Annotated in this window: 23 protein-coding genes; 9 read left to right on the top strand and 14 right to left on the bottom strand. The window is 69.0% G+C overall.

All coding sequences use genetic code 11. The features are described 5' to 3' along the window. Positions 1 to 5: 5 nt before the first annotated feature. On the bottom strand, positions 6 to 467 hold the full coding sequence (locus ACFTZB_RS11100) for a gamma-glutamylcyclotransferase (protein WP_015890025.1): 462 nt from the start codon (positions 465 to 467) through the stop codon (positions 6 to 8). Between the two features lie 116 nt (positions 468 to 583). Between ACFTZB_RS11100 and ACFTZB_RS11095 the strand changes: the two genes are divergently transcribed. Together ACFTZB_RS11095 and ACFTZB_RS11090 are read left to right on the top strand one after the other, a co-directional pair. Continuing rightward, on the top strand, positions 584 to 1,987 hold the full coding sequence (locus ACFTZB_RS11095) for an NAD(P)H-quinone dehydrogenase (protein ID WP_378431600.1): 1,404 nt from the start codon (positions 584 to 586) through the stop codon (positions 1,985 to 1,987). 169 nt (positions 1,988 to 2,156) lie between these two features. Continuing rightward, a complete protein-coding gene (locus tag ACFTZB_RS11090; RefSeq protein WP_378431598.1) occupies positions 2,157 to 3,341 on the top strand; it encodes a PLP-dependent aminotransferase family protein in 1,185 nt (394 codons plus the stop codon). Here ACFTZB_RS11090 and glpK read toward each other — a convergent pair. Then, a complete protein-coding gene (glpK, locus tag ACFTZB_RS11085; protein WP_378431597.1) occupies positions 3,326 to 4,819 on the bottom strand; it encodes a glycerol kinase GlpK in 1,494 nt (497 codons plus the stop codon). The two genes, ACFTZB_RS11090 and glpK, sit on opposite strands and share 16 nt — an antisense overlap. A 50-nt stretch (positions 4,820 to 4,869) precedes the next feature. Here glpK and glpD point away from each other — a divergent pair, with 50 nt between their 5' ends. Further along, complete coding sequence (glpD, locus tag ACFTZB_RS11080; RefSeq protein ID WP_378431595.1) at positions 4,870 to 6,612, top strand: glycerol-3-phosphate dehydrogenase; 1,743 nt, start codon at positions 4,870 to 4,872, stop codon at positions 6,610 to 6,612. Here the strand turns inward: glpD and ACFTZB_RS11075 are convergent. Both ACFTZB_RS11075 and ACFTZB_RS11070 read right to left on the bottom strand, forming a co-directional pair. Continuing rightward, positions 6,590 to 7,126: a hypothetical protein gene (locus tag ACFTZB_RS11075; RefSeq protein WP_378431593.1), complete on the bottom strand. Its 537-nt coding sequence runs from the start codon at positions 7,124 to 7,126 to the stop codon at positions 6,590 to 6,592. The genes glpD and ACFTZB_RS11075 overlap by 23 nt on opposite strands. 184 nt (positions 7,127 to 7,310) lie before the next feature. After that, a complete protein-coding gene (locus ACFTZB_RS11070; RefSeq protein WP_378431591.1) occupies positions 7,311 to 8,270 on the bottom strand; it encodes an oxygenase MpaB family protein in 960 nt (319 codons plus the stop codon). A 53-nt stretch (positions 8,271 to 8,323) separates the two neighbouring features. Here ACFTZB_RS11070 and ACFTZB_RS11065 point away from each other — a divergent pair, with 53 nt between their 5' ends. Together ACFTZB_RS11065 and ACFTZB_RS11060 are read left to right on the top strand one after the other, a co-directional pair. After that, positions 8,324 to 8,902 carry a TetR/AcrR family transcriptional regulator gene (locus ACFTZB_RS11065; protein WP_378431589.1) on the top strand — a complete coding sequence of 193 codons (579 nt, stop codon included), beginning with the start codon at positions 8,324 to 8,326 and terminating at the stop codon, positions 8,900 to 8,902. Positions 8,903 to 8,909: 7 nt separating this feature from the next. Beyond that, on the top strand, positions 8,910 to 9,641 hold the full coding sequence (locus tag ACFTZB_RS11060; RefSeq protein WP_378431587.1) for a DUF1353 domain-containing protein: 732 nt from the start codon (positions 8,910 to 8,912) through the stop codon (positions 9,639 to 9,641). On the opposite strand, the gene ACFTZB_RS11055 is transcribed toward ACFTZB_RS11060, so the two are convergent. Further along, positions 9,638 to 10,387: a DNA-formamidopyrimidine glycosylase family protein gene (locus ACFTZB_RS11055; RefSeq protein ID WP_378431586.1), complete on the bottom strand. Its 750-nt coding sequence runs from the start codon at positions 10,385 to 10,387 to the stop codon at positions 9,638 to 9,640. The genes ACFTZB_RS11060 and ACFTZB_RS11055 overlap by 4 nt on opposite strands. A gap of 1 nt (position 10,388) precedes the next feature. Next, the gene (locus ACFTZB_RS11050) at positions 10,389 to 14,897 is read right to left on the bottom strand and encodes an ATP-dependent helicase (RefSeq protein ID WP_378431584.1); all 4,509 of its coding nucleotides are present in this window, start codon (positions 14,895 to 14,897) and stop codon (positions 10,389 to 10,391) included. Positions 14,898 to 15,262: 365 nt separating this feature from the next. Between ACFTZB_RS11050 and ACFTZB_RS11045 the strand changes: the two genes are divergently transcribed. Continuing rightward, a complete protein-coding gene (locus ACFTZB_RS11045; protein ID WP_378431582.1) occupies positions 15,263 to 16,726 on the top strand; it encodes a DUF222 domain-containing protein in 1,464 nt (487 codons plus the stop codon). Between the two features lie 13 nt (positions 16,727 to 16,739). Here the strand turns inward: ACFTZB_RS11045 and ACFTZB_RS11040 are convergent, their stop codons facing one another. The 5 genes from ACFTZB_RS11040 to ACFTZB_RS11020 form a co-directional block, all read right to left on the bottom strand. Further along, the gene (locus tag ACFTZB_RS11040) at positions 16,740 to 16,880 is read right to left on the bottom strand and encodes a hypothetical protein (protein WP_378431580.1); all 141 of its coding nucleotides are present in this window, start codon (positions 16,878 to 16,880) and stop codon (positions 16,740 to 16,742) included. A gap of 149 nt (positions 16,881 to 17,029) precedes the next feature. Then, on the bottom strand, positions 17,030 to 17,410 hold the full coding sequence (locus tag ACFTZB_RS11035; RefSeq protein ID WP_378431578.1) for a VOC family protein: 381 nt from the start codon (positions 17,408 to 17,410) through the stop codon (positions 17,030 to 17,032). Positions 17,411 to 17,462: 52 nt separating this feature from the next. Then, positions 17,463 to 18,467, bottom strand: a complete 1,005-nt coding sequence (locus tag ACFTZB_RS11030; protein WP_378431577.1) for an acyl-CoA dehydrogenase family protein — start codon at positions 18,465 to 18,467, stop codon at positions 17,463 to 17,465. 30 nt (positions 18,468 to 18,497) lie between these two features. Then, entirely contained in the window at positions 18,498 to 20,015 is a 1,518-nt protein-coding gene (locus tag ACFTZB_RS11025; RefSeq protein ID WP_378431575.1) for an aldehyde dehydrogenase family protein, read from the bottom strand. Next, positions 20,012 to 21,151: a 2-oxoadipate dioxygenase/decarboxylase family protein gene (locus tag ACFTZB_RS11020; protein WP_378431573.1), complete on the bottom strand. Its 1,140-nt coding sequence runs from the start codon at positions 21,149 to 21,151 to the stop codon at positions 20,012 to 20,014. Before ACFTZB_RS11020 ends, ACFTZB_RS11025 begins: the two co-directional genes overlap by 4 nt. Before the next feature lie 30 nt (positions 21,152 to 21,181). On the opposite strand from ACFTZB_RS11020, the gene ACFTZB_RS11015 reads away from it, so the two are divergent. The 3 genes from ACFTZB_RS11015 (at position 21,182) to ACFTZB_RS11005 (ending at position 23,840) form a co-directional block, all read left to right on the top strand. Further along, entirely contained in the window at positions 21,182 to 21,646 is a 465-nt protein-coding gene (locus ACFTZB_RS11015; protein ID WP_072949047.1) for an Lrp/AsnC family transcriptional regulator, read from the top strand. 65 nt (positions 21,647 to 21,711) lie between these two features. Next, the gene (gene lat / locus ACFTZB_RS11010; RefSeq protein WP_378431572.1) at positions 21,712 to 23,055 is read left to right on the top strand and encodes an L-lysine 6-transaminase; all 1,344 of its coding nucleotides are present in this window, start codon (positions 21,712 to 21,714) and stop codon (positions 23,053 to 23,055) included. Beyond that, complete coding sequence (locus ACFTZB_RS11005; RefSeq protein WP_378431571.1) at positions 23,052 to 23,840, top strand: tyrosine-protein phosphatase; 789 nt, start codon at positions 23,052 to 23,054, stop codon at positions 23,838 to 23,840. Before lat ends, ACFTZB_RS11005 begins: the two co-directional genes overlap by 4 nt. Here the strand turns inward: ACFTZB_RS11005 and ACFTZB_RS11000 are convergent. The 3 genes from ACFTZB_RS11000 to ACFTZB_RS10990 are packed head-to-tail and all read right to left on the bottom strand — an operon-like array spanning position 23,804 to position 24,889. Further along, a complete protein-coding gene (locus tag ACFTZB_RS11000) occupies positions 23,804 to 24,136 on the bottom strand; it encodes a VanZ family protein (protein ID WP_378431619.1) in 333 nt (110 codons plus the stop codon). The two genes, ACFTZB_RS11005 and ACFTZB_RS11000, sit on opposite strands and share 37 nt — an antisense overlap. Before the next feature lie 2 nt (positions 24,137 to 24,138). Continuing rightward, positions 24,139 to 24,477 carry a hypothetical protein gene (locus ACFTZB_RS10995; RefSeq protein ID WP_378431570.1) on the bottom strand — a complete coding sequence of 113 codons (339 nt, stop codon included), beginning with the start codon at positions 24,475 to 24,477 and terminating at the stop codon, positions 24,139 to 24,141. A 1-nt stretch (position 24,478) separates the two neighbouring features. Beyond that, positions 24,479 to 24,889: a DUF1707 domain-containing protein gene (locus ACFTZB_RS10990; RefSeq protein WP_378431569.1), complete on the bottom strand. Its 411-nt coding sequence runs from the start codon at positions 24,887 to 24,889 to the stop codon at positions 24,479 to 24,481. Between the last annotated feature and the right edge of the window lie 42 nt (positions 24,890 to 24,931).

Below are 24,931 nucleotides of genomic sequence, written 5' to 3'. Positions count from 1 at the left end.
CGGTGCTATTCGGTGCCCGGACCGACGTTGCGGCTGTTGCGGGTGCGCAGGTCGCGCACGTAGTCGGCGGGGGCCCCGGCGATCTCCGCGGCGTCGGCCATCACCCCGAGGTAGCGGGCCGACGGCAGGCCGCCCTCGTACGCGTCGAGCACGTACAACCAGGCGAGTTCCGGTTCGCCGACGGTGTCCACGCGGACGCGGATCTTGCGGTGAATGCCGAGTTCGGAGCCCTCCCATCGGTCGAGGCTGACCTCGTCCTCCTCGGGGACGTCGTACAGCACGACGAACACCTTGGAATCGGGATCCTCGACCACGGTGGCGAGTGCGCCCTCCCAGCCGATGTCCCCGCCACTGAACGTCAGTCGCCAGCCGTGCAGCCAGCCCGTCCCCGCCATCGGCGAATGAGGGCAGCGCTGCAACATCTGCTCGGGATGCATGTTGGACCCGTAGGCGGCATAGATCGACACGGCGGCAAGCCTAAACGGTGCCTAGTAATCTGTTGCATGCAGTGCACGACACGCCGCGCTGCGATCGTAGGAAAAGCCGGCCGGAGACCCCGGTCGACAGGTGAATTGGAGGACAGATGACCCGAATCGTGATCATTGGTGGCGGGCCTGCCGGATACGAGGCAGCGTTGGTGGCCGCACAGCACGGCGCCTCCGTCTCCTTGATCGATTCGGACGGGGTGGGCGGCGCCTGCGTTCTGTTCGACTGCGTGCCGTCCAAGACCTTCATCGCCTCCACCGGAGTGCGCACCGACATGCGGCGCGCCACCGACCTGGGGATTGCGCTCGATCCCGAGCAGGCCACGGTCGCGCTGCCGAAGATCCACGCCCGGGTGAAGAGCCTCGCGCAGGCGCAGTCCTCCGACATCCGCACGCGGCTGCAGACGGTGGGTGTCGAACTGCTGTCGGGCACCGCCGAGCTCACCGACTCCCGGCTCGGCATGGCGTCGCATCAGGTGTGTGCGACTCTCGAGAACGGCGAGAAGAAGACGCTCGACGCCGACGTCGTCCTCATCGCGACCGGTGCGAGCCCCCGGGTGATCCCCGGGGCGGAGCCGGACGGCGAGCGGATCCTGACGTGGCGCGACCTCTACGACCTCGACGAGCTGCCCACGCATCTCGTCGTCGTCGGTTCCGGTGTGACCGGCGCCGAGTTCGTGTCCGCCTACACCGAGATGGGTGTCAAGGTCACCCTGGTGTCCAGCCGCGACCGCGTCCTGCCCGGTGAGGACGCCGACGCCGCCCTCGTCCTCGAGGACGTCCTCGCCGAACGCGGTGTCACCCTCGTCAAGCACGCCAGGGCCGACGCCGTGAAGCGCACCGAGGACGGCATCGTCGTCGTCCTCGCGGACGGCCGCACCGTCGAGGGCAGCCACGCCCTGATGACCGTCGGTTCGGTTCCCAACACGCAGGGTCTCGGGCTGGAGAAGGTCGGCATCGAACTCGACAAGGGTGGCTACCTGCGGGTGGACCGGGTGTCGCGCACGCCGGTGTCGGGGATCTACGCGGCGGGCGACTGCACCGGTCTGCTGCCGCTGGCGTCGGTCGCCGCGATGCAGGGCCGCATCGCGATGTACCACGCGCTCGGCGAGGGCGTCAGCCCCATCAAGCTGAAGACCGTGGCGTCGGCCGTGTTCACCCGCCCCGAGATCGCGACCGTCGGCGTCAGTCAGGCCGCGATCGACGACGGCGAGGTGCCTGCCCGCACCGTCATGCTCCCGCTCAACACCAACCCGCGCGCGAAGATGTCCGGACTGCGCCGTGGTTTCGTGAAGATCTTCTGCCGTCCGGCCACCGGTGTGGTGATCGGCGGCGTGGTGGTGGCCCCCAACGGGTCGGAGCTGATCCTGCCCATCGCCATCGCCGTGCAGAACAACCTCACCGTCAACGATCTCGCCGCGACGTTCTCGGTGTACCCGTCGCTGACGGGGTCGATCACCGAGGCGGCTCGCCAGCTGATGCGGCACGACGACCTGGACTGAATCCCGAAATGTGAGAATCGCATTTCACATAGTGGCTCCTGCGGTGAGATAGTCGGGGAACGGTCCGAAATCATCGGCCGTGCCTCGGCGCTCTCCCGCCCCGCAGACCCAGGACGGACAGGGTGTTCCTCACCTGATCCCCGCTTTGACGTGCCTCCTGGGAGTCGACATGCCGCAATCACTTGCCCGCCGCATGGAGGGGCTGCACAGCTCCGCCATCCGTGACCTTCTCACCCTCACCGCCCGGCCCGACGTGGTCAGCCTCGCGGGCGGGCTGCCGGACCCCGAATTCATTCCGCGGGAACGGATCCGGAAGGAAGCCGAACTGGCGCTCGCGGATCCGGCGTCCGTCCAGTACGGCGAGACCACCGGGTTGCGCAAGCTCCGCGACGTGCTCGCCGCCCGCGAGGGCGCGAAGATCGGCCGGCCGCTGGGCGCCGCGGACGTCGTCGTCACGCACGGCTCGCAGCAGGCGCTGAGTCTGCTCGCACAGGTGCTGCTCGACCCCGGCGACGTCGTGATCGTCGAGGAACCCGCATACACCGGAGCGCTGCAGGTGTTCCGTGCCGCGGAGGCCGACGTCCGGTCCGTCCCGCTGGACGCCGACGGCATGGACACCGCCGCCCTGCAGGGCATGCTCGAGTCCGGACTGCGGCCCGCCGTCGTCCACACGGTGAGCAATTTCCACAACCCGCGCGGCGTCGTCCTGACGGCCGGCCGCCGGGAACACCTCGCCGCGCTGGCCGATCGCTACGGCTTCTGGGTGATCGAGGACGACCCGTACGGCGAACTCTTCTTCGACGGGCCGCCGCCCGCGCCCGTCGCGGCGCTGTCGGACCGGGTGATCCGATTGTCCAGCGCCTCGAAGATCCTGGCACCGGCGCTGCGGGTCGGGTGGCTGCACGGCGACCGTCGGGTGTGCGAGGCCGTCGAACTGCTCAAACAGGGCTCGGACCTCTGCGGTTCGTCACTCACCCACCGGATCGCCGCCGGGCTGCTGTCGGACGAGCCGTGGCTGGACCTGCACCTGGAGATGCTGCGTGCCCGCTACGGGTCCCGGGCCCGGGCGCTCGCCGACGGCGTCGCCTCGACGTTCGGCGACCGCGCCGACGTGTCCTCGGCCGTGGGCGGAATGTTCTGCTGGACCGAGTTTGCCGACTCGGGCCTGGACACAGCCGCGCTGCTGCAGACCGCCGTCGGGCACGGCGTGGCCTTCGTCCCGGGATCGGCGTTCGGCGTCGCCGCTGAGCACCGCAGCGCTCTGCGGCTGTGCTTCGCGACCTGTTCGGAAGATGTGCTGACGGGTGCGGCGGCGAGGCTCGGCGACGCGTACGCCGATCACGCCCAGTCGTAGGTCCGCTCGACGGCCTTGTTCCACTCGGCGTACAGCCGGGTGGACTCGGCCTCGTCCATCCCCGGCTCCCAGGTCTTGTCGACGGCCCAGTTCGCGCGGATGTCGTCCTCGCTGTCCCAGAACCCGACGGCCAGGCCTGCGGCGTACGCGGCGCCCAACGCCGTCGTCTCGTTGACGACGGGCCGGATGACCGGCACCGCGAGGATGTCGGACTGGAACTGCATGAGCGTCTCGTTGACGACCATGCCGCCGTCCACCTTGAGGGAGGCCAGTTCGACGCCCGAATCGGCGCGCATGGCCTCGATCACCTCACGGGTCTGATACGCGGTGGCCTCGAGGGCGGCCCTGGCGAGGTGGCCCTTGTTCACGAACCGGGTGAGCCCGACGATCGCGCCGCGGGCGTCCGGTCGCCAGCGGGGGGCGAACAACCCGGAGAACGCGGGCACGAAGTAGGCGCCGCCGTTGTCGTCGACGGACTTCGCCAGATCCTCGATGTCCTTGGCCGAACCGATGATTCCCAGGTTGTCGCGCAGCCACTGCACCAGCGAACCGGTGACGGCCACGGACCCCTCGAGCGCGTAGACGGCAGGTGCGTCGCCGATCTTGTAGCAGACGGTGGTGAGGAGGCCGTGCTTGCTGTGCACGGGAGTGGTCCCCGTGTTGAGCAGCAGGAAGTTCCCCGTCCCGTACGTGTTCTTCGCTTCGCCTTCGGACAGGCAGGCCTGCCCGAACGTCGCGGCCTGCTGATCGCCGAGGATTCCCGCGACGGGCACACCCGGCAGCGTGCCCCGTTCGCGTCCGACGCCGTAGATCTCCGACGAGCTGCGGATCCCTGGCAGCATCGACATCGGGATGCCGAAATCGGCGCAGATCTCCGGATCCCAGTCGAGGGTCTCGAGATTCATCAACAGCGTGCGGGACGCGTTGGTGACATCGGTCACGTGGGTGCCCTCCGTGATGTGCCACAGAATCCAGCTGTCGATCGTGCCGAAGCAGAGTTCGCCCGCCTCCGCCCTCTCGCGGGCACCGTCGACGTTGTCGAGAATCCAGCGGACCTTCGGCCCCGAGAAATACGTGGACAGCGGCAGTCCGGTGCGCTTCTGGTAGCGGCCCGGGCCCTCGTCGCCGCCGAACTGCGTGCACAGCTCGTCGGTGCGCGTGTCCTGCCAGACGATGGCGTTGTACACCGGTTCTCCGGTGTTCCGGTCCCACACGACCGCCGTCTCGCGCTGATTGGTGATGCCGATCGCGGCGATGTCGCGTTTGGTGAGGTCGGCCTTCGCGAGCGCGGACGCCACCACTTCACGGGTGTTGATCCACAGCTGCTTCGCGTCGTGCTCCACCCAGCCTGCGCGCGGAAAGAACTGCTCGTGCTCCTTCTGGGCGACGCTCACCACGGCGCCGTCGTGATCGAAGATCATGCAGCGGCTGGAGGTGGTGCCCTGGTCTATCGCGGCGATGTACTGAATCACACGCATGAAGCTACTAGCCTGGGCATGAATCCGTCGTCATCTCACAGGAGCCCGAGTTGAGTAGTCAGCCTGGTGTGCAGTTCCTCGGTCCCCGGCAGCGCGATGCCGCCTGGGACGAGCTGCAGACCGAACAGTTCGACGTCGTCGTGATCGGCGGTGGTGTGGTCGGGGCCGGTGCGGCCCTGGACGCGGCCACCCGCGGGCTGAAGGTGGCGTTGGTGGAGGCGCGCGACTACGCGTCCGGAACGTCGAGCCGCTCGTCGAAGATGTTCCACGGCGGGCTGCGCTACCTCGAGCAGCTCGAGTTCGGACTGGTGCGGGAGGCGCTCCGGGAGCGTGAGCTGTCGCTGACCACCCTCGCGCCGCACCTGGTCAAGCCGCTCGAGTTCCTGTTCCCGATCACCCACCGGCTGTGGGAGCGGCCCTACATGGCGGCAGGAATCTTCCTCTACGACCGGATGGGCGGCGCCAAATCGGTTCCGCCGCAGAAGCATCTGACCCGCGCGGGTGCGCTGCGGATGGCGCCGGGGCTCAAGCGCAACTCGCTGACCGGCGGCATCCGATACTACGACACCGTCGTCGACGACGCCCGGCACACCATGACCGTCGCCCGCACCGCCGCCCACTACGGTGCGGTCGTGCGGACGTCGACGCAGGTGGTCGGTTTCCTGCGGGAGGCGGACCGGGTGTCCGGGGTACGCATCCGGGACTGCGAGGACGGGCGGACCGCCGACGTGAAGGCGCACGTCGTCATCAACGCGACCGGGGTGTGGACCGACGAGATCCAGGCGCTGTCGCGGCAACGCGGCCGATTCCGGGTCCGCGCGTCCAAGGGTGTTCACATCGTGGTGCCCCGTGACCGCATCGTCAGCGACGCCGCGATCATTCTCCGCACCGAGAAGTCGGTGCTGTTCGTCATCCCGTGGGGCAGCCACTGGATCATCGGCACCACCGACACGGACTGGAACCTCGATCTCGCGCATCCGGCGGCCACCAAGGCCGACATCGACTACATCCTCGGTCACGTCAACAAGGTGCTGGTGACGTCGCTGACCCACGAGGACATCGACGGTGTCTACGCCGGTCTGCGTCCGCTGCTCGCCGGGGAGAGCGACGAGACGTCGAAGCTGTCACGCGAGCACGCCGTCGCGCGCGTGGCGCCGGGCCTCGTCGCCATCGCGGGCGGCAAGTACACCACCTACCGCGTGATGGCCGAGGATGCCGTGGATCTCGCGGCCGAGGACATTCCGGCGCGGATGGCGCCGTCCATCACCGAGAAGGTGCCGCTCGTCGGGGCGGACGGCTATTTCGCGCTGGTCAACCAGACCGTGCACCTCGGCCAGCTGTACGGTCTGCACCCGTACCGGGTGAAGCACCTGCTGGACCGGTACGGCTCGCTGATCGGCGAGGTGCTCGACCTGGCGGCCGACAAACCGGAACTTCTCCAGCCCCTCACCGACGCGCCGGCCTATCTGCAGGTCGAGGTCGTGTACGCGGCGGCGGCGGAGGGCGCGTTGCATCTCGACGACATCCTCGCCCGGCGCACCCGCATCGCGATCGAGTACTCGCATCGGGGTGTGAACTGCGCCGAGCAGGTGGCGCAACTGGTGGCGCCGGTCCTCGGCTGGGACGCCGACGACGTCGACCGCGAGGTGAAGACGTACCAGGCGCGGGTGGAGGCGGAGGTGCAGTCGCAGGCGCAGCCGGACGACCTGTCCGCCGACGCGTTGCGGGCGGCGGCACCGGAATCGCGGATCGAACTGCTCGAACCGCCTGTCAGTGTGTCAGAAATACCTTGATCACCACGATGGCCGCTGCGATGGCGGCGAGGCCGATCGCCGCCCAGTGGGTGCCGGATGTGACCTTCTCGCGGCGGAGTCGGCTGATCACGTAACTGATCGACGCGATCCGGGTGATCATCACCACCTCGGCGATCAACTGCGCCGTCCGCGGTTCCAGCCAGCCGATCAGCGCGGTGCACAGGATGACGCTGGGGACGACGGCCGACGTGAGGATGGGCAGGCCGTCACGGAGTTCGCCGCTGCGTTCGGCCCGGGTGAGGGTGCGGTCGAGACGCAGTGTCTGGCCGACGGACTCGGCGAACAGATGCGCGAGGAAGGTGGACAGCGCGGCTCCGACGACGATCGCGATGCCGAGGGTTTCCTGGGCCTTGGTGACGGGGATCAGCGCGGCGAGGACGAGGATGTTGCCGTAGATGTAGGCGCTGATGCGCCGGGCGGCGCGCTCGGTGTCGATCGGGGCGTCGGCCAGTTGCGCGGGGCGGTTGAAGAGTTTCGGAAGGTCCCACTCCATGGCCCCGAGCATTCCACGCGCACGCGGTCAGCGAGTGTGGACGAGCGATTTCGGTGCGTGTGCGGCGACGACCCCGGAGAGCGCCATGACGACGAGGGCTGTAACAGCGATGAATTCCATGTGATTCAGCGTCGTCCCGGAACCCGTGAGCAGTGTGGGCGTTGCCTGTGAGCTCCCTGGGAACTCAGACTTTCGGGCTGTAGTGCTGGGGGTCGTCGCGCCGGTCGACCGGGGGAAGGTTCCGTCGCGGCGTGTGCACGAGCGGGGCGTGCGCGGGGGCGCGCCCGGTCTCGCGGTCCCAGCCGGCGCGGGCACGCGGGTGATAGCGGTACCGCCGGGGGACGAGACGGAAGACCGCGTTCACGGCGCGGCCGACGAGTGTGTGCAGGCGCTCGTCGCGGCTGGTCCAGCGGTAGCCGAGGAGGTCGCGGACCGGCGGGTCGTACATGCCGACCGTCAGCCACACGAAACCCCTCGCCACCGGGAAGCGGAGGATCGTCCAGATCGGGGCGGGCAGCCACGACAGGAACGGGGGAGCGCCGAGGCCGGACAGGTCGAGGACGTCGCGGGTGGCCTTGTTGTCCTCGAGTACGTTGCGGCACATGTGATCCCAGTACTCACAGAACGCCTCCCAGGTTTCCGGGACGGGGCGCATGCTCATCCCGTACAGGCGGTACCACTGGATGTGTTCGGTGAAGAGGCGGCGCTTCTGGTCCTCGGTGAGGCCACCCATGAAATTGTTGCCGGTGAGGATGGTGCCCATGAAGAACGTGGCGTGCGCCCAGTAGAACGTGTCGGGGTCGAGGGCGTGGTACCTGCGGCCGTGTTTGTCGATTCCCTTGATCGTGTCGTGGTATCCCCGGACCTGCTCCGCGGTCTGCTGGGCGCGGTCGCCGTCGAAGACGACGCCGCCGATCGGGTACAGCGACCGGTAGAGCCGCTCCCGCCGCTCGTCGAAGAAGCGGGAGTGTTCCTCGACGCCGGCGCCGAGACCGGGATGCATGTTCTGCATCGACCCGGCCCACACGCCCTGCAGCATTCCGCGCCAGTCGCCGAAATACTTCCAGGTCAGCGAATCGGGGCCGAGGGGGACGGGGGCGGAGGCCGGGACGGGCGTACCGTCCGCGTTCAGGTGACTACGCACGTTGTCAGACTAGGATCTGACAACACGCGTAGTCAAGGATTGGGGCGAGAAGAGTGACGCTGGAGGACCGGCGGGAAGCACGGCGGAATGCGCTGCTGCGGGCGGGCGTCGCGCTGCTCGGTGCGGCGGACGGGCCCGCCGTGAACGTGCGCGCGGTGTGCCGCGCGGCATCGTTGACCGAACGGTACTTCTACGAGTCGTTCCGGGACCGGGACGAATTCGTGCGCGCCGTCTACACCGCGGTCGGGGACGAGGCGCAGGCCGCCCTCGTGGCGGCCGTGGCGTCCACCGAGACCGCACGCGAGCGCGCCGAGGCGGCCGTGGACGCGTTCGTGAAACTGATGGTCGACGATCCCGACATGGGGCGGGTGCTGCTGCTCGCGCCGTTGTCCGAACCCGCGCTGAGCAGGCGGGGCATCGACCTGATGCCCGGCTTCGTCGCACTCGTGCACGACCAGCTCTCCGCCGTCGACGACGAGGTGGAGAAACAACTCGTCGCCGTCGGAGTGGTGGGCGCCCTCACGATCCTGTTCATCGGATATCTCGACGGAACTGTGGCCGCGTCGCGCGAGCAATTCGTCGCGCATTGCGTCACTCTGGTGGTGGAGGCAAACAAGGCCGGCCACGAGTGAGGTGCGCATGCCGTTCCAGGTGTCCGTGGACGATCCGACTCGCCCGCAACCCGAGCTCCGGGTACTCGACCGCAAGTTCTTCCAACTCGTCGGCGAGTTCGTCTACGTCCACGGCGACACGGTGGTGACGGTGCCCGGCTGCGCCCCGATGCCGTGCCTGCTCCGCACGGATCTCGCATCGATTCCCGCGCCGCTGCAGGGCCTGCTCACCCCGTACGGCCGGCAACTGCTGCCCGCGATCATGCACGACGACCTCTGCAAACGTGCGAGCGCGCAGGGGCAGGAGGGAAACACGCTGCGACGCCGCGCGGACGAGCTGTTCCGGCTCGCCCTGCTCGACGAGGGCGTCGGACCGTTCCGCAGCCGCATCTTCTGGGTCGGCGTCGAGGTCGGCCGGTTCTGGACGTTCACCGACGTCGCCCGGTTCCTGCTGATCACCCACCAGGTGCTCGGGATGCTGTGCTGGGTGGTGGGCGTGCCGTGGGCCGTGGCGACCTCGCACTTCGGCCTGGCCGCCCTCCTGCTCGCGCTGCCGGTGCTGCTGTCGCTGCTGTGGCGCAGAGATTTTCCCGTCGCACTGCTCGGGTGCATCCTGCTGCCCCTGATCGCGCCCACATATCTGCTGACGATCGGCACCGCAGCGGTGCTGTGGGTGCCGGACGGTGCCGCCTGGTTGCTCGGCCGCAGGCGAACGCGCCGACCTCCGCCGCTCGGGCCACCGACGACGGTCCTGCGCTAATCCACCCTCGGCGGTTGGCAGTACGTGCAGAAGAAGATCTCCTGGCGGCCGAGGTCGTGGCCTTCGATCACCGTCCCGCAGCGGCGGCACCGTTGTCCGGCCCGCCCGTACACCCACGGCCGGTGACGGATCGAGTTGTTCTTGTCGGCGTGGATCATGCGGTGCGCGAGCGTGACCATTGCGGGCAGGTCGGTCACCTCGCCCGCCGGAGTGTACGGGTGGACGCCGCGGAGAAAGCAGACTTCGTTGCGGTACACGTTGCCGAGACCGGCCAGATTGCGTTGATCGGTGAGGGCGAGACCGATGGGCTGCTCGCCGGCCGCCCGCAGATTGCGGACCGCCGTGCCGGCATCCCAGTCCGGCCCCAGCAGATCGGGGCCGAGGTGGCCGACCGCGGACTCTTCGTCGTCCCGCTGGAGTATCTCGGTGATGCCCAGCGAGAATCCGACCGCCACCCGGTCTTCGGTGGCCAGCACGATGCGCGCCTGGTGCGCGGGACGCCGCCACCTCGAGTCGGGCGCGTAGATGTGCCACGCGCCCTCCATTTTCAGGTGCGTGTGGATGGAGTGGTCGCCGACCCGGATGAGGAGGTGCTTCCCCCGGCTGACCACCTCGTCGACGACCTGCCCGGACAGGTCGACGGTGGCGTAGCGGGGCACCCGCACGTCGCACCGGGTCAGGACCTTGCCTTCGAGGGCGTCGCGCAGCGAGTTGGCGGTGCGCCAGACGGTGTCGCCTTCGGGCATGTCAGGCTCGCAACCGGAAACCGCGTGGAGTGGGCGAGAACCCCGCCTCGGTCAGGATCGGCGCGAAGTCGCTGCCGTGGATGGTGTCGCCGTCCACCTTCTCGACCACGATCCTGTCGATCCCACCGCGCTTGACGACCCCGGCGAGCGTGACGGCCGCGGTGCGGAGCACACCGGGGTCGTCGGTGAACGTGAGGACGGTGCGCCCGCCGCGTTCGACGAACAGGATCAGCTCACCCTCCACCAGCACCACCAGTCCACCGGCCTTGCGTCCCGGCCGGTGCGCGGGCGCGTCGTCGCCGCGCCGCGGCCACGGCAGGGCCGCACCGTACGGGTTGGCGGGATCGCTGGCGGCGAGCGTCACGGCAGGCAGCGTGGTGTGCCTGCCCTCGAGTGAATCGCCGTAGCTCCGGAGCCGGTCCACCACGGGGGGAGTGGAGAACTGCGCACCGCCGAGCGACTCGACGAAGTGTCCCCGCCGGCAGCGGCCGTTGTCCTCGAACGTGCCCAGCACCTTGTACATCAGCGCGAAACCGCCCGGGACGTTCTCGGTCATCACGGACCCGCGGGTCACCACCCCGTACCGCTCCAGCAACAATTCGGCGGTCGCGCTGGCCCGCAGCGTGGCATCGGATTCGGCGGCGGGCAGAATCGACCATCGTCCCCCGACCGTCGGCGGTGCGGTGCGCACCGGCACCGTCAGGCTGCGGTACGCCCGGGCGCGCGGGGGACGCCGCGGCGACCGGTGGCTCGTGGTGGTCCTGGACGTGTCCGACAGCAGGGCGCGCACCGGGGCGAGGGTGTCGTTGCCGATGTGGCCCAGCCACACCAGATCCCACAGAGCGGTGGCCAGCGCGGTGTCGTCGGACATCTCGAGGGTGTCCGCGAGTTGCCGGAAGAAGTACGCGCCGCCGCCGGACAGCGTGTCGAGTACCCGGCCCTGCACGTCGGTCAGGTCCGATTCGGTGGGCGTGGTCAGCGTGAGCGGTGCGGTATCGGCGGGGTGCAGGCACACCCACCCGTCCTTGCCGGAGATGCTGCCCGCGCCCGACCACAACACCTCACCGGTGGACGTCAGTTCGTCGAGCATGGCGGGGGAGTAGCCGGCCACCCGGGACGGCAGGATCAGTGATTCGAGTGCCGACGCGGGAACCGGAACGCCCGCAAGCTGTTCCACGACGGTCGCGACACCGTCGATACCGCGCAGTGTGCCCCCGACGTGCTGCCAGGCCGGGAGAAAGCGGCCGAGCGTCGCCGTGCTGACCGGCTCGACCTCCTGACGCGCCGCGGCCAGCGAGCGCCTGCGCAGACGGCGCAGGACCTCGGCATCGCACCATTCGCTGCCCGTCGCGCCGGGGCGGAACTCGCCCTCGACCACCCGCTTGGCCTGCGCGAGCCGCTGCAGGACGTCGCGGGCCACCGCCGAACCGAGACCGAAACGGGCCGCGGCGTCGGTGATCGTGAACGGGCCGTGGGTGCGGGCGTACCGGCTGATCAGGTCGGCCAGCGGATCGTCGACGGGTTCGATGAACGCGGCGGGAACACCGATGGGCAGCGGCACCCCGAGCCCGTCACGCAGGCGTGCCGCATCCTCGATGGCCGTCCACCATTCGCGACCGGCGAACGACACGCCGAGCGCCCGCTTCGCACGCACGAGTTCGTCGAGCCAGGGGGCCGGATCGGCGGTCGCCCGTGCGGCGACCTCGTCGGAGGTCAGCGGCCCCAGCAAGCGCAGGAGGTCGGCGACGCCCTCGAGGTCCTTCGCTTTGCGGTCGGGGAGCAGTCGCTGGAGTTCGAGTTCGGCGCGGGCGATGACGTCGGCGTCGAGCAGTTCCCGCAGTTCCACCCGGCCGAGCAGTTCCGCCAGCAGCGTCGAATCCAGGGACAGGGCAGCGGCCCGGCGTTCGGCGAGCGGGCTGTCGCCCTCGTACATGAATTCGCCGACGTAGTTGAACAGCAGGGCGCCGGCGAACGGTGACGGCGACTGCGTCTCCACCTCGACGATCCGGATCTGCCGTCGTGCGAGCCTGCGCAGCAGGTCTTTCAGCGCCGGCAGGTCGTACACGTCCTGCAGACACTCGCGGACGGTCTCGAGCAGGACCGGGAACGTCGGATACCGGCGGGCCACGTCGAGCAACTGGGCGGACCGCTGCCGCTGCTGCCACAGCGGTGCGCGCTTTCCCGGGGTTCGTCGGGGCAGCAGCAGCGCCCGGGCCGCACACTCACGGAACCGGGACGCGAACAGCGCCGACCCGCCGACCTGTTCGGTGACGATGTCCTCGATCTCGTCGGTGTCGAAGACGAAGAGGTCGGCTCCGGGAGGGGTGTCCTCGGTGTCGGGGAGGCGCACGATGATGCCGTCGTCGGATGCCGTGGCGTTCGAGTCGAGGCCGTGACGCTCGCTCAACCGGGCACTGACCGCCAGCGCCCACGGCGCGTGAACGCGCTGGCCGTACGGCGAGTGCAGGATGAGGCGCCAGTCGCCGAGTTCGTCGCGGAACCGTTCGACCACCAGGGTGCGGTCGGTGGGGACCTGCCCGGTGGCTGCCTTCTGCTCGGTGACGAGTTGCACGAGATTGTTCGCGGCGTTCTCGTCGAGCCCACCGGTCCGGCAGCGCTCCTGCACCTCGGTCTCGTGCCCGAGCGAGATCTCCCGCAGGAACTGGCCCAGCGCCTCGCCCAGCTCCGCAGGCCTGCCCAGACCGTCGCCGTGCCAGAACGGCAACCGCCCCGGCTGTCCGTAGGCGGGGCTGACCAGCACCCGGTCGAAGGTGATCTCCTCGATCCGCCAGCTGGTGGCGCCGAGCGCGAATACGTCGCCGACCCGCGACTCGTACACCATCTCCTCGTCGAGTTCGCCGACGCGGGACGCCTTCTCACCAACCATGTAGACCGTGAACAGACCGCGGTCGGGGATGGCGCCGCCCGACGTGACGGCCAGCCGCTGCGCGCCGGGGCGTCCGGTGAGCGTGTTGGCCTCGCGGTCCCAGACGAGGCGGGGCCGGAGTTCGGCGAACTCGTCGGAGGGGTAGAGGCCCGCGAGAAGGTCGAGGGTGGATTCGTACGCCGAGCGCGGCAGCGTCGCGAACGAGCCACTGCGCCGGACGGTCTCGAACCAGTCGTCCACGTCGAGCGGTTCGAGGGCGGTGGCCGCCACCGTGTGCTGGGCGAGGATGTCGAGCGGGTTGGCGGGTACGGCGAGTGCCTCGATCTTGCCGGTGACCATCCGCTCGACGGTGACGGCGCAGTGCACGAGATCGGTGCGGTGCTTCGGGAACACCACACCCCGGGAGATCTCCCCGACCTGGTGTCCGGCACGGCCGACGCGCTGCAGACCGTTCGCCACGGACGGGGGCGCCTCCACCTGGATCACCAGATCGACGGCACCCATGTCGATTCCGAGTTCGAGGCTGCTCGTCGCGACCACGCACCGCAGCCGCCCCGACTTCAGGTCGTCCTCGATCAAAGCCCGCTGGTCCTTGCTGACCGACCCGTGGTGGGCGCGGGCGAGCAGCGGGTCCGCACCGAAGTTGACCTCGGACGGGGTGCCGATCTGCGAGGCCGGTTTCGGGTTCTTGTCGACCGCGGTCCCGGCGCGTTCGGCGTAGATCTCGTTGAGTCGTGCGGTCAGGCGCTCGGCGAGCCGCCGCGAGTTCGCGAACACGATGGACGATCGATGCGCCAGGACGAGATCGACGATCTGCTCCTCGACGTGCGGCCAGATCGACCCCGCCTGCGGGGTCGCCGAGGCCGAGCCTTCGGCGGGTTCGGCGAGACCGAGTTCGGTCATGTCCTCCACCGGGACCTGCACGGTGAGGTCGAACGTCTTCGGTGACGGCGGTGCCACGATCCGGATCGGCGCCGAACCGGACAGGAAGCGGCCCACCTCCTCGTGGGGCCGCACCGTCGCCGACAGTCCGATGCGCTGCGCCGGAGTGTCGAGGAGCCGGTCGAGGCGTTCGAGCGACAACGCCAGGTGCGCGCCGCGCTTCGTGCCCGCCACCGCGTGGACCTCGTCGACGATGATCGTGTCGACCTGCGTCAGCGTCTCGCGCGCGGCGGACGTGAGCATGAGGAACAGCGACTCGGGGGTGGTGATGAGGATGTCGGGCGGATTCTTGATCAACGCGCGCCGGTCGCCGGCCGGTGTGTCGCCGGAGCGGACACCCACCGAGATCTCCGGCGGCGTGAGTCCGAGCCGCTTGGCCGTCTGCGTGATCCCGACGAGCGGGGCCCGCAGGTTGCGTTCGACGTCGACCCCGAGCGCCTTGAGTGGGGAGATGTAGAGAACCTTGGTCTTGCGGTCCTTCCCGTCCGTTGCGGCGAGTTGGTCGAGGGACCACAGGAACGCGGACAGCGTCTTGCCTGAACCGGTCGGGGCGACGACCAGCGTGTGCGCTCGGCTGGCGATCGCCTCCCACGCACCGAGCTGCGCGGCCGTCGGCGCGGGAAACGCGCCGCCGAACCACTCGCGGGTGGCAGCGGAGAACCTGCCCAGGACGTCGGTCACCGTTCCATACTGCACCGGGGGTCCGACAGGCGGCGGGCACATGATGTGTGGTCTCCGGAATTCTTCCGTCCGGGGGCGATCGGAACCGGAGTCGAGCTCCCACCTGGACGCTCGCTGGTGAGGTATCACGCGGGGGAACTGTTCGCCCGGCAACACAGCCGTGCTCGTCGACGTGTCCGTGCTGTCGAAGGACGAATTCGGATACCGAATTCGGATGCCAGGAACTCCGCCAGTAGGTGGGAGTCGCCGTACCCGAATGCGAGCAGGTGATCGCAGACCTCCGCGTAGGCGGATGGTCGAACGTTCGATCCGCCGTGTGTGCATCGATCTGCGAACTTGTCGGTGGGTCGCAGTATGATTCGAACATGGGTTCGACCGGGGGGTTGGCGGCGGATCAGGTGACGGAACACCTGACTGCGCTGGCTGCTGCCGTCACGGGCCTGCTCGACGCGGACCTCACGGATGTGTCGGATTCCGATGTGACGCTGACGATGCAGCAACTCGAGAAGTCCCTCCGCCGCGCAGGCGCGGTCTCGCATCGGCTGATCGTCGAGAGTGTCGAACGCTCGCTGCCCGCGACGCTCGGCTACAACTCACCGAACAAACTGCTGGTCGAGGTGCTGCGCGTGTCGGCGACGGATGCGTCGGCCCGGGTGTCGGCTGCCCGCAATCTCGGCGCCTGGCACACGCTATCGGGCGACGACCTGCCGGCTGCACTGCCGGAAACGGCCGCCGCGCAACGCGAGGGTGTCATCGGCCCCGATCACGCCCGGGCGGTCTCGAAGATCATGCGCAAGATCCCACACGCCGTGTCGAATGCGGACGTCGCCGCAGCCGAAGCGATCCTGGCCGAGTGCGCGCGTGGTGGCACCCCGGAGGACGTCGAGAGTGCCGGTCACCGACTGCTCGCCTACCTCGATCCCGACGGGCGCCTCGCGGACGATCGTGATCGGGCTCGCCGGCGCGGCATCTCACTCGGTCGTCAGGACACCGAACTGATGTCGAAGATCTCCGGTGAACTCGACCCCACCGCGCGCGCCCTCCTCGACCCGATTCTCGCGAAATGGGCCCGCCCCGGCATGAACAATCCGGACGACCCGGCGTCTCCCCGCGGCGACGCCGAGGATCCGTCGATCGATCGTGAAGCGTTGGTCGCGGCGGCGGCGCGGGACACGCGCACCGCGGCGCAACGCAACCACGACGCCCTCGGTGCGATATTCAGGGTCGTGCTCGAATCTCAGGTCCTGGGTCGGCACCGGGGTCTGCCCGTCACGGCGATCATCACCATGACGCTCGATCAACTCGAGAAAGCGGCGGGCGGTGTGGCGACCACGGCGACCGGCGGTCTCCTTCCTCTCGACGACGCATTGAAACTCGCGGAGAACGCCCACCCGGTCCTCGTCCTGTTCGACCACGACGGCAGGCCCCTGCATCTCGGACGGCTTCGACGCGTGGCGAGCGCGGACCAACGGCTCGCTCTCATCGCCGCCGAAGGTGGATGCACACGAGCGGGCTGCGCAGCACCGGCCAGTATCTGCGCCGTCCACCACGTGCAGGAGTGGCGCAATGGCGGGCGCACCGACATCGACTCGCTGACGCTCGTGTGCGACGCCTGCCATGCGCGGGTCAACGACGGGCCTGCCGGCTGGGCGACCACCAGCGCGCCACCCGGCGACGTGTACGCGGGACGCACCGAATGGATACCGCCACCGCACATCGACCCGGAGAGGAAACCGCGAATCAATCACCGGCACCACGCCGGTGAGCTGATCGATCGTGCTCGCCGGAGGATCCGTGACCGGGTGCGCGCCGAGGACCGAGTGCCCTAGCCCAGGCCTGTGCTCACACCGTCGCGAGATCCGCGGCGGGTACTGCTGCCGGCGCGAACGACGGCAATGGCGCCTCGACGGTCGACGGCTCGTGCTCGGAGAACACCACGTACGCGCCGACAGCGAGTAGCGCCAGCGCAACTGCGCGGATCATCCTGAGCACGTTGTCTCGCTTCGGTCGAAGGGCGGTGCGCCACAAGTGGAGCCGTCAGACAGTAGACGACGGCACCGACAGATACGCACGCCAAACTCCGGCGGCCACGAACTCGACGCCGGTGCACGATCCCGCACCGGCCAGGAATGTCAGAGGGGAGCGAGGCGGGCCCGGAGCAGGCAGAATTCGTTGCCTTCGGGATCGGCGAGGACGTGCCAGGGCTCTTCGCCGGTCTGGCCGATGTCGGCGGGGCGTGCTCCGAGTTCCAGCAGGCGTTCGAGTTCGGCGTCCTGATCGCGGTCGGTGGCGTTGACGTCGATGTGCAGCCGGGGTTTCCCGGGCTCCGGGACGTCTCGGCGGCTGAGGATGATCGTCGGCTGTGGGCCGCCGAACCCTTCGCGTGGCCCGATCTCGATGCTTCCGTCGCCCTCGCGGTCGAGCACCACGAAGTCCAGGACCTCGCACCAGAATCGGGCCAGCACCTCGGGGTCGCGGCAACCGAGCACGAGTTCACTGATACGGCATGCCATGGACGAAACCTACTCTCGGCGTCGGAACTGTCAGGGTGTAGCGAGCGACGCGCTAGTCGCGGCCGAGGCGCTGCAGCAACGCGGACTTGATCGCCGGACGTCCCGCTGCGACGAGTGTGAAGGTGGCTTCACGCATCAGTCGTTCCGCCGTGTTTCCCGCGAGCAGGGCGGAACTACCCTTCGCGGTGACGAGGGCGGTGGCGGTACGGATGGCGAGTTCCGAAGCGCGGGCGCGCGCTTCGGCGATCTCCGCCCGGCCTTCGAGTGCCGCGTTCAGGTCGAGACGTGCCCGGGCGGCCTGCTCCTCGAACGGGTCCGTGTCGACGCCGAAGGCGTGCAGTTCGCTGATCGCCCGCCGGGTGATTCCCATCGCCATGCACCCGTTGATCCACGACCCGAACAGTTGGCTCTTCGCGAAGTCTTCGGGGGAGACGACGGCGCTCACCAGATCCCGCGGTACGGCGAGCCCGTCGAATTTCAGCCGGACCGTGTTCGACCCCCGTGCCGCGATCAGCGGGAGTTCCTCGGCGGTGAGTCCGCGCAGCGGTTGTGCGGGAATGATGACGTGCACGATGGAGTCGTCGAATTCGTCGCGAGCCGATACCTGGAGCAGATCGACGATGCCCCAGCCGGTGACGAACGGCGACACCCCGTCGAGCACGTAGCCGTCGTCGACGCTGCGCGCCCACAAGGTGGGCGGGACGGGAATCGCTCCGGCCAGAGCGACGCCGGCCCGCACCGTGCCGTCGACGAGTCCGTCGAGGTACCGATCCTGCAGGGTCGTGTTCGGTGAACCGGCGAGACCGGCGACGACGCCGTGATGCTGCATCCACGTGAACGCCGTCGCGAGGCAACCGCCGCACAACGTCTCCATCACGTCGACCAGCACCGACGGCGTCACTCCCTCTTCGCCGGGTGCCGCGAGTCCGTAGAAGCCGTCGGCGGCGAGGGTCTCGAAGTGACTGTCGGGAATCTCGCCGTCGGCATCGACGCTGTCGGCCACCGGGAACAGCACGTCCTCGGCGATCTCACGCGCCATCTCGGTCCAGTTGCTCACGCCCCGAGAGTAGCCGGTCGACACCGCCCGTCAGGTGAACTCCACCCCCTGCGCGAGCGGGAGTCGATCGGAGTAGTTGACGGTGTTCGTCGCACGGCGCATGTAGGCCTTCCACGCGTCGGATCCGGACTCGCGTCCGCCACCCGTCTCCTTCTCGCCGCCGAACGCCCCGCCGATCTCCGCCCCCGAAGTGCCGATGTTGACGTTCGCGATGCCGCAGTCGGAACCGTCTGCCGCCAGGAACCTCTCGGCCTCGCGCTGATCAGTGGTGAAGATCGACGACGAGAGTCCCTGGGGCACTTCGTTGTGCAATGCGATCGCCTGGTCGAAGTCTTCGTAGGTGAGCACGTAGAGGATCGGTGCGAACGTCTCCTCCTGCACCACCGACGTCTGCGCGGGCATCCGTACGAGGGCGGGCGAGACGTAGTAGGCGGAGTCGCTGCCACCGCTGCGTTCGCCACCGCAGACGACGGTCCCGCCGTCGGCGCGGGCCTTGTCCAATGCGGTCTGCATGGCGTCGAACGCGGAGCGGTTCACCAGCGGGCCGACGAGGACGCCGTCGTCGAACGGGTTCCCGACCTTCAGCTGGCCGTACGCCGAAGAGATGCGCTCCACCAGTTCGTCGGCGACGGACGAGTGCACGATCAGCCGTCGCAGCGACGTGCAGCGTTGTCCCGCGGTGCCCGCGGCGGAGAACACGACGCCCCGCACGGTCAGATCGAGATCGGCGGACGGTGCCACCACCGCCGCATTGTTGCCGCCCAGTTCGAGCAGGCACTTGCCGAAGCGCGCGGCGACGCGCGGCCCCACGGCGCGACCCATCCGCACCGAACCGGTGGCGCTGACCAACGCGACACGTGCGTCGTCGACGAGCCGTTCGCCGACGTCCCCCGCGCCCTGGATCAGCGCGTGGATCCCGGCGGGTGCACCGACGTCCCGGGCGGCGCGCGCCAGCAGGGCGTCGCAGGCGATCGCCGTCAGCGGCGTCCGGTCCGACGGCTTCCACACCACCGTGTCACCGCAGACCAGCGCGACCGCGGTGTTCCACGACCACACGGCCACCGGGAAGTTGAACGCCGAGATCACCCCGACGACTCCCAGCGGATGCCATGTCTCCATCAGCCGATGTCCCGGACGTTCCGACGCCATTGTCTTGCCGTGCAACTGGCGGGACAGACCGACCGCGAATTCGCAGATGTCGATCATCTCCTGCACTTCGCCCTGCGCCTCGGACGGAATCTTGCCTGCCTCGAGGGTGACCAGTTCCGCCAGATCGGTCTTGTGTTCGGTCAGGAGCTGACCCAGACGGCGCACCACGGCGCCGCGCTGGGGGGCGGGGACGGAACGCCATTCGAGGAAGGTCTCGTGGGCCGCAGCGATCGCCCGGTCCACGTCCTCCGGGGTGCTCGCCGTCACCGTGCGCAGTTCGGTCCCGGTGATCGGTGTGCGCGCGACGAGCGGTCCCCCGCCGTCGGTGATCTCGGCGCCGCATCTGATCAGTGCGTCCTCGGCGCGTCGGCACAATTCCTCGGGGGCGGGAAGGTTCACGATGCTGTCCTCTCTCGGGAATGGTCCTGCTGCTGTCGGTAGAGCGTGAACGGGTCGTGCACGGCCCGGCCGAGTGTCTCGGAGAGCCACGGTAGGGGGTCGGGGCCGGAGTCGACCGGCATCGGCGGGAAGTCCTCGTAGAGGATCGGCTCCGCGACGTCGCCGTCACCGGTGCGGCGGTGGGTGAAGTACGCCAGCCCACGGGCCTCCAGTTCCGCTTCCGTCAGTGGGAACTCGCCCTCGCCGCGGGAAGGGTCGTCGTACAGTTCCTGTCCCTCGGGTGTCAGTGCGATGCCCCGTGATTCCGCCACGAGGACGCCGCCGGGTGTGCCGGCGGCGCCGAACGACACCCGCCGCACGAGGACGTCCGGGCCACCCGGGGCGTGCGGACGGTCGGTGCCGTCGATCCTCCGCAGGCCGTGCCGCGCCGACCGACGGCACAGCTCGTCGATGTCGAAGACTCGCGGTGCGAGGTGCACGACCCGCACGCCCGTGCGCCCGCCGACGTCGGCGGCGACGGGTGCGACGCGTTCGAGCGCGGAGAGCCAGGATCGGTCGGCCGCGGTGTCCGACGGCGCGAACGCCGCGGCCGCGAGCGCGACGAACCGTTCCGCCGTCGGTGCGGTCAGCCCGCCCTCCTCGGTCGCGAGCGCGGCCAGGTGCAGCAGTTCGGTGGGAAACACGGTGCGGGCGGCGAGGACATTCTCGAGGCGGTGCTGCAGTTCGCCGTCGAAGAACCGGCGATCCGCGGTAGTGAGCATCGAGGTGAACATCCCGAACGGGTTGCGGGCCAGTTCGATCGGGTCGACGGGACGAAAGACCGTCGAGACGACGGGCTCCGGCTCGGGTGCACCGCGCCGGTCGTAGCAGCCGACGGGGTGCATCCCGAAACCCGAGAACAGGATGGCGGCCTGACGAAGCTCCGTCGGCCCACCGAGGCGGATCGCGCCGTGGCGCTCCACGGTGATCCGGGCGAGGCCACCCCGGCGTTCGGCGTCGGCCGGGTTTCTTGCCGAGAAGTCCGCGTTGACCTCGTCGGCCACCTCGGCCAGCGTGTCGTAGGCGGGCACCGTCCGGCTGTACGCCGCGCCCAGTGCGCGGGCGAAGCGGGCGCGGAGCTCCCACGTTTCAACCATGATGCACCTCCGCTGGGCTAGCCTGCGCTGGTGGTGGAATCTTTCCGTAGCGACGCACCCCATACTCCTCTCGACGACATCGATCGGGTACTGATGCAGGAGCTGGTGGCCGACGGCCGGGCGACCCTGGCGACACTCGCCGAGAAGGCCGGGCTGTCGATCTCCGCGGTGCAGTCGAGGGTACGCAGGCTCGAGGCCCGCAAAGTGATCCGCGGGTACACCGCGAAGATCGATCCGGATGCGCTCGGGCACGGTCTGTCCGCATTCGTCGCGATCACCCCTCTCGATCCGTCGCAGCCCGACGACGCGCCCGCCCGATTGCGGAACCTCCCCGCGATCGAGGCGTGCCACTCGGTCGCGGGGGAGGAGAGCTACGTGCTGCTGGTGCGCGTCGCCTCGCCGCGGGAGCTGGAACACCTGCTGCAGGAGATCCGCGCCACCGCCAACGTGCATACGCGCAGCACCATCATCTTGCAAACATTTTACGACAAGTGAGCCCCGCACCGGATATGTTGCCGAATCGTCGCCGGCAGACAGGAATTTTGACGTAATCTCTCGGTATGAGCACAGCGATTCGTTTTACCGGAGATGGGGGCGAGCTGCCGGCGAGCCAGGTGCACGGCGTGCTGCGCGAGCGCATTCTGGTCGACGGGTTCGACCTGGTGCTCGACCTGGACCGCTCACGCGGCACGCATCTCGTCGACCTGCGGGACGGCACCAGCTATCTGGACATGTTCGGATTCTTCGCGTCGTCGGCCCTCGGGATGAACCACCCCGCACTGGCGGACGACGACGCGTTTCGCCGGGAACTGGCGGCGGCGGCGATCAACAAACCGAGCAACTCCGACATCTACACCGTCCCGATGGCACGGTTCGTCGAGACGTTCGCCCGGGTGCTGGGCGATCCCGCACTACCGCACCTCTTCTTCATCGACGGTGGCGCGCTCGCCGTCGAGAACGCGCTGAAGGCGGCGTTCGACTGGAAGAGCAGGCTCAACGAGAGCCGGGGCCTCGACCCGGCACTCGGCACGAAGGTGCTCCATCTGACCGAGGCCTTCCACGGGCGCAGCGGATACACCATGTCGCTCACCAACACCGAGCCCGGCAAGGTGGCGCGGTACCCGAAGTTCGACTGGCCGCGTATCGACTCCCCGTACCTCGCGGACGGGCGGGACGTCGAGGAAGCCGAACGGCACGCACTGGATCAGGCGCGTCGCGCGTTCGCCGAGAACCCCTCGGACGTGGCCTGTTTCATCGCCGAGCCGATCCAGGGTGAGGGTGGAGACCACCACTTCCGCCCGGAATTCTTCCAGGCGATGGAGGCACTCTGCCGCGAGAACGACGCCCTCTTCGTCTTCGACGAGGTGCAGACCGGCTGCGGTCTCACCGGAACCGCCTGGGCGTACCAGCAACTGGGGGTGCACCCCGACGTCGTCGCGTTCGGCAAGAAGACCCAGGTCTGCGGAATCATGGCCGGCGGCAGGGTGGACGAGATCCCCGACAACGTGTTCGCCGTCAGCTCGCGGATCAACTCGACCTGGGGCGGCAACCTTACCGACATGGTGCGGTCCCGCCGGATCCTCGAGATCGTCGAGGAGGACAGGCTCGTCGACCGGGCCCGGATGACGGGGGCGCACCTTCTCGGACGGCTCCGGGAACTCGCGCGGGCGAACGCCGACGTGACCGAGCCGCGGGGGCGGGGCCTGATGTGCGCGATCACGCTTCCCACCCCGCAGCGGCGGGACCGGGTCGTCGCGGACCTGAGGGACCGGGAGCGGGTGCTGATCCTGCCCACCGGCAAGTGCGGGATCAGGTTCCGTCCACCGCTGACGGTGACGACCGCGGAACTCGACGCCGCCGTGGATGCACTGGCACGGGTGCTGGGCGGTACCGTCGACGCATGACGCCGATTCCGCTCACGTCCGTGCCCAATCTGCGAGACGTCGGCGGATACCGAACCGGGGACGGCGCGAAGGTGCGCACCGGTGTGTTCTACCGTTCGACCGATCTCAGCCGGGTCGCGGACGCGGACATGCCGCTGCTCGACGGCCTCGGGATCCGGACGGTGTACGATCTGCGGACCGCCGACGAGCGTGACTCGGCCCCCGACATACTCCCGAACGGGGCCCGCGCAGTCGCGTTGGACGTGCTCGCCGACAAGGGGATCCGCTCGATCCCCGCGCAGATGCTGCAGGTGATCGCCGACCCGATGATCGCCGAACGCGAACTCGGCGGTGGACGCGCCATCGAGTATTTCGAGGGCAGCTACCGCGATTTCGTCGCGATGCCCAGTGCGGTGTCCTCGTACCGGGAACTGTTCGGCGGTCTGGCGTCGAACGGCAACACGCCGGCCCTCGTACACTGCACCACGGGGAAGGATCGGACGGGGTGGGCCACGGCGGCGCTGCTGTTGCTCCTCGGCGTCGGCGAGGACGACGTGTTCCACGACTACCTGCTGACCAACGAGTTCCTGCTGCCGGCGTTCGCGGGCGTGTTCGAGAAATTCGTCGACGCGGGTGGAGATCCGGCGCTGCTCGAGCCCGTCCTCGGGGTCCGCGAGCAGTATCTGCAGGTGTCACTCGCCGCCATGCGCGAGCAGTACGGGACGGTCGAGCGGTACTTCTCGGACGGACTCGGCCTCGACGCGGCAGTTCAGACTCTGCTGCGGGAGCGCATGATCGCGGACTGAGCGGACAGCCCGATCGCCACACCCACCATGTCCGCGCAGAGATCCCAGACCGAACCGTGCCTGCCGATCGGCAGTACGCCCTGCAGTATCTCGGTGATCACCGCGAACGCCGCGAGCCAAAGCACCGTGATCCGTGGCATCAGAAGGGCATACCGGGACGCAACCGCCAGCGCTGCGAACAGCAGCGCGTGCACCACCTTGTCGGCATGTTCGGGACCCGACGGCGTCGCGGACGCGGGGGACAGCAACATGACCAGCGCCAGCACGGTGAGCGCCGTCACCGGAACGGATCGCATACTCACCGCTGAACCGTGAACCCCAGTGCGCCCTCCGCAAACCGCTGCACCGCATCCGATCCGCTCGCGAGCGCGTCCTCGTGACCGGCGCGGGCCCACCCGGTGAGGGTCGCGGATTCACCGGACGGAGTGAGCCCCACCTCGGCGAGCAGCTCGCCCGTGTTGGGCTGGCAGATCGCCCAGGAATAGTGCTCGTCGCTCAGCCACTGCGCCGCGCGGCGGGCGATGTAGCCGGGTTCGGTGATTCCACCGTCCGCGAGCGCCGGACGGTCGTCGACCCGCTCGTCCTGGCGCAGCGCGCGCAGGTACCAGCCGCCTGCGTTGACCTCGACCGGTTCCACGTCAGCGGCCCCGGTCGCGGCGACGATCTCGACCGTGACGGTCGTCGCGGGTGCCGAACAGGATGGCGCCGGCGGCAGGGATCATCAGGAAGAACAGCCAGCTGTTGTCGACGGGGACGACGAAGAACAGCACGAGGGCGACGAGCGGGATCACCGACATCACGATCCGGCGCCAGTTCTGGTCGTGGTCGGTGTCCGCTGCCACGGCCTTGGCGGGCGCGGCCGCGGTGGTCGCGGGGAGGTCGGTGAACACTCGATCGAGTTCGCCGCGGGTGGTGGCATTCGTGACCGCGAGACTGCGCTCGTCGAACTCGGGGACCGTCAGCCGGCCCGCGGCGAAGTGTTCGCTCAACGAGTTCAGGGCCTGCTCGCGTTCGGCTGTGCCGATACGGATCTCGGGAACGTCAGACATGCGTACAGTGTGGCACGGCCACCCGTGAGTACTTGTTAACCG

Source organism: Rhodococcus sp. NPDC057014, assembly GCF_042673295.1.
Classification (GTDB): Bacteria; Actinomycetota; Actinomycetes; order Mycobacteriales; family Mycobacteriaceae; genus Rhodococcus_F.
Note: the sequence above shows the minus strand (reverse complement) of the source record. Positions and strands in the feature narration are given on the sequence as shown.

Bases quoted from the DNA above. Each gene is read 5' to 3' on its own strand.
- ACFTZB_RS11045 (WP_378431582.1), top strand. From the start codon at position 15,263: ATGGGTTCGACCGGGGGGTTGGCGGCGGATCAGGTGACGGAACACCTG.
- ACFTZB_RS11095 (WP_378431600.1), top strand. From the start codon at position 584: ATGACCCGAATCGTGATCATTGGTGGCGGGCCTGCCGGATACGAGGCA.
- lat (WP_378431572.1), top strand. From the start codon at position 21,712: ATGAGCACAGCGATTCGTTTTACCGGAGATGGGGGCGAGCTGCCGGCG.
- ACFTZB_RS11035 (WP_378431578.1), bottom strand. From the start codon at position 17,410: ATGGCATGCCGTATCAGTGAACTCGTGCTCGGTTGCCGCGACCCCGAG.
- ACFTZB_RS11020 (WP_378431573.1), bottom strand. From the start codon at position 21,151: ATGGTTGAAACGTGGGAGCTCCGCGCCCGCTTCGCCCGCGCACTGGGC.
- ACFTZB_RS11060 (WP_378431587.1), top strand. From the start codon at position 8,910: ATGCCGTTCCAGGTGTCCGTGGACGATCCGACTCGCCCGCAACCCGAG.
- ACFTZB_RS11055 (WP_378431586.1), bottom strand. From the start codon at position 10,387: ATGCCCGAAGGCGACACCGTCTGGCGCACCGCCAACTCGCTGCGCGAC.
- ACFTZB_RS11040 (WP_378431580.1), bottom strand. From the start codon at position 16,880: ATGATCCGCGCAGTTGCGCTGGCGCTACTCGCTGTCGGCGCGTACGTG.
- ACFTZB_RS11005 (WP_378431571.1), top strand. From the start codon at position 23,052: ATGACGCCGATTCCGCTCACGTCCGTGCCCAATCTGCGAGACGTCGGC.
- ACFTZB_RS11090 (WP_378431598.1), top strand. From the start codon at position 2,157: ATGCCGCAATCACTTGCCCGCCGCATGGAGGGGCTGCACAGCTCCGCC.
- ACFTZB_RS11000 (WP_378431619.1), bottom strand. From the start codon at position 24,136: ATGCGATCCGTTCCGGTGACGGCGCTCACCGTGCTGGCGCTGGTCATG.
- glpK (WP_378431597.1), bottom strand. From the start codon at position 4,819: ATGCGTGTGATTCAGTACATCGCCGCGATAGACCAGGGCACCACCTCC.
- ACFTZB_RS11075 (WP_378431593.1), bottom strand. From the start codon at position 7,126: ATGGAGTGGGACCTTCCGAAACTCTTCAACCGCCCCGCGCAACTGGCC.
- ACFTZB_RS10990 (WP_378431569.1), bottom strand. From the start codon at position 24,889: ATGTCTGACGTTCCCGAGATCCGTATCGGCACAGCCGAACGCGAGCAG.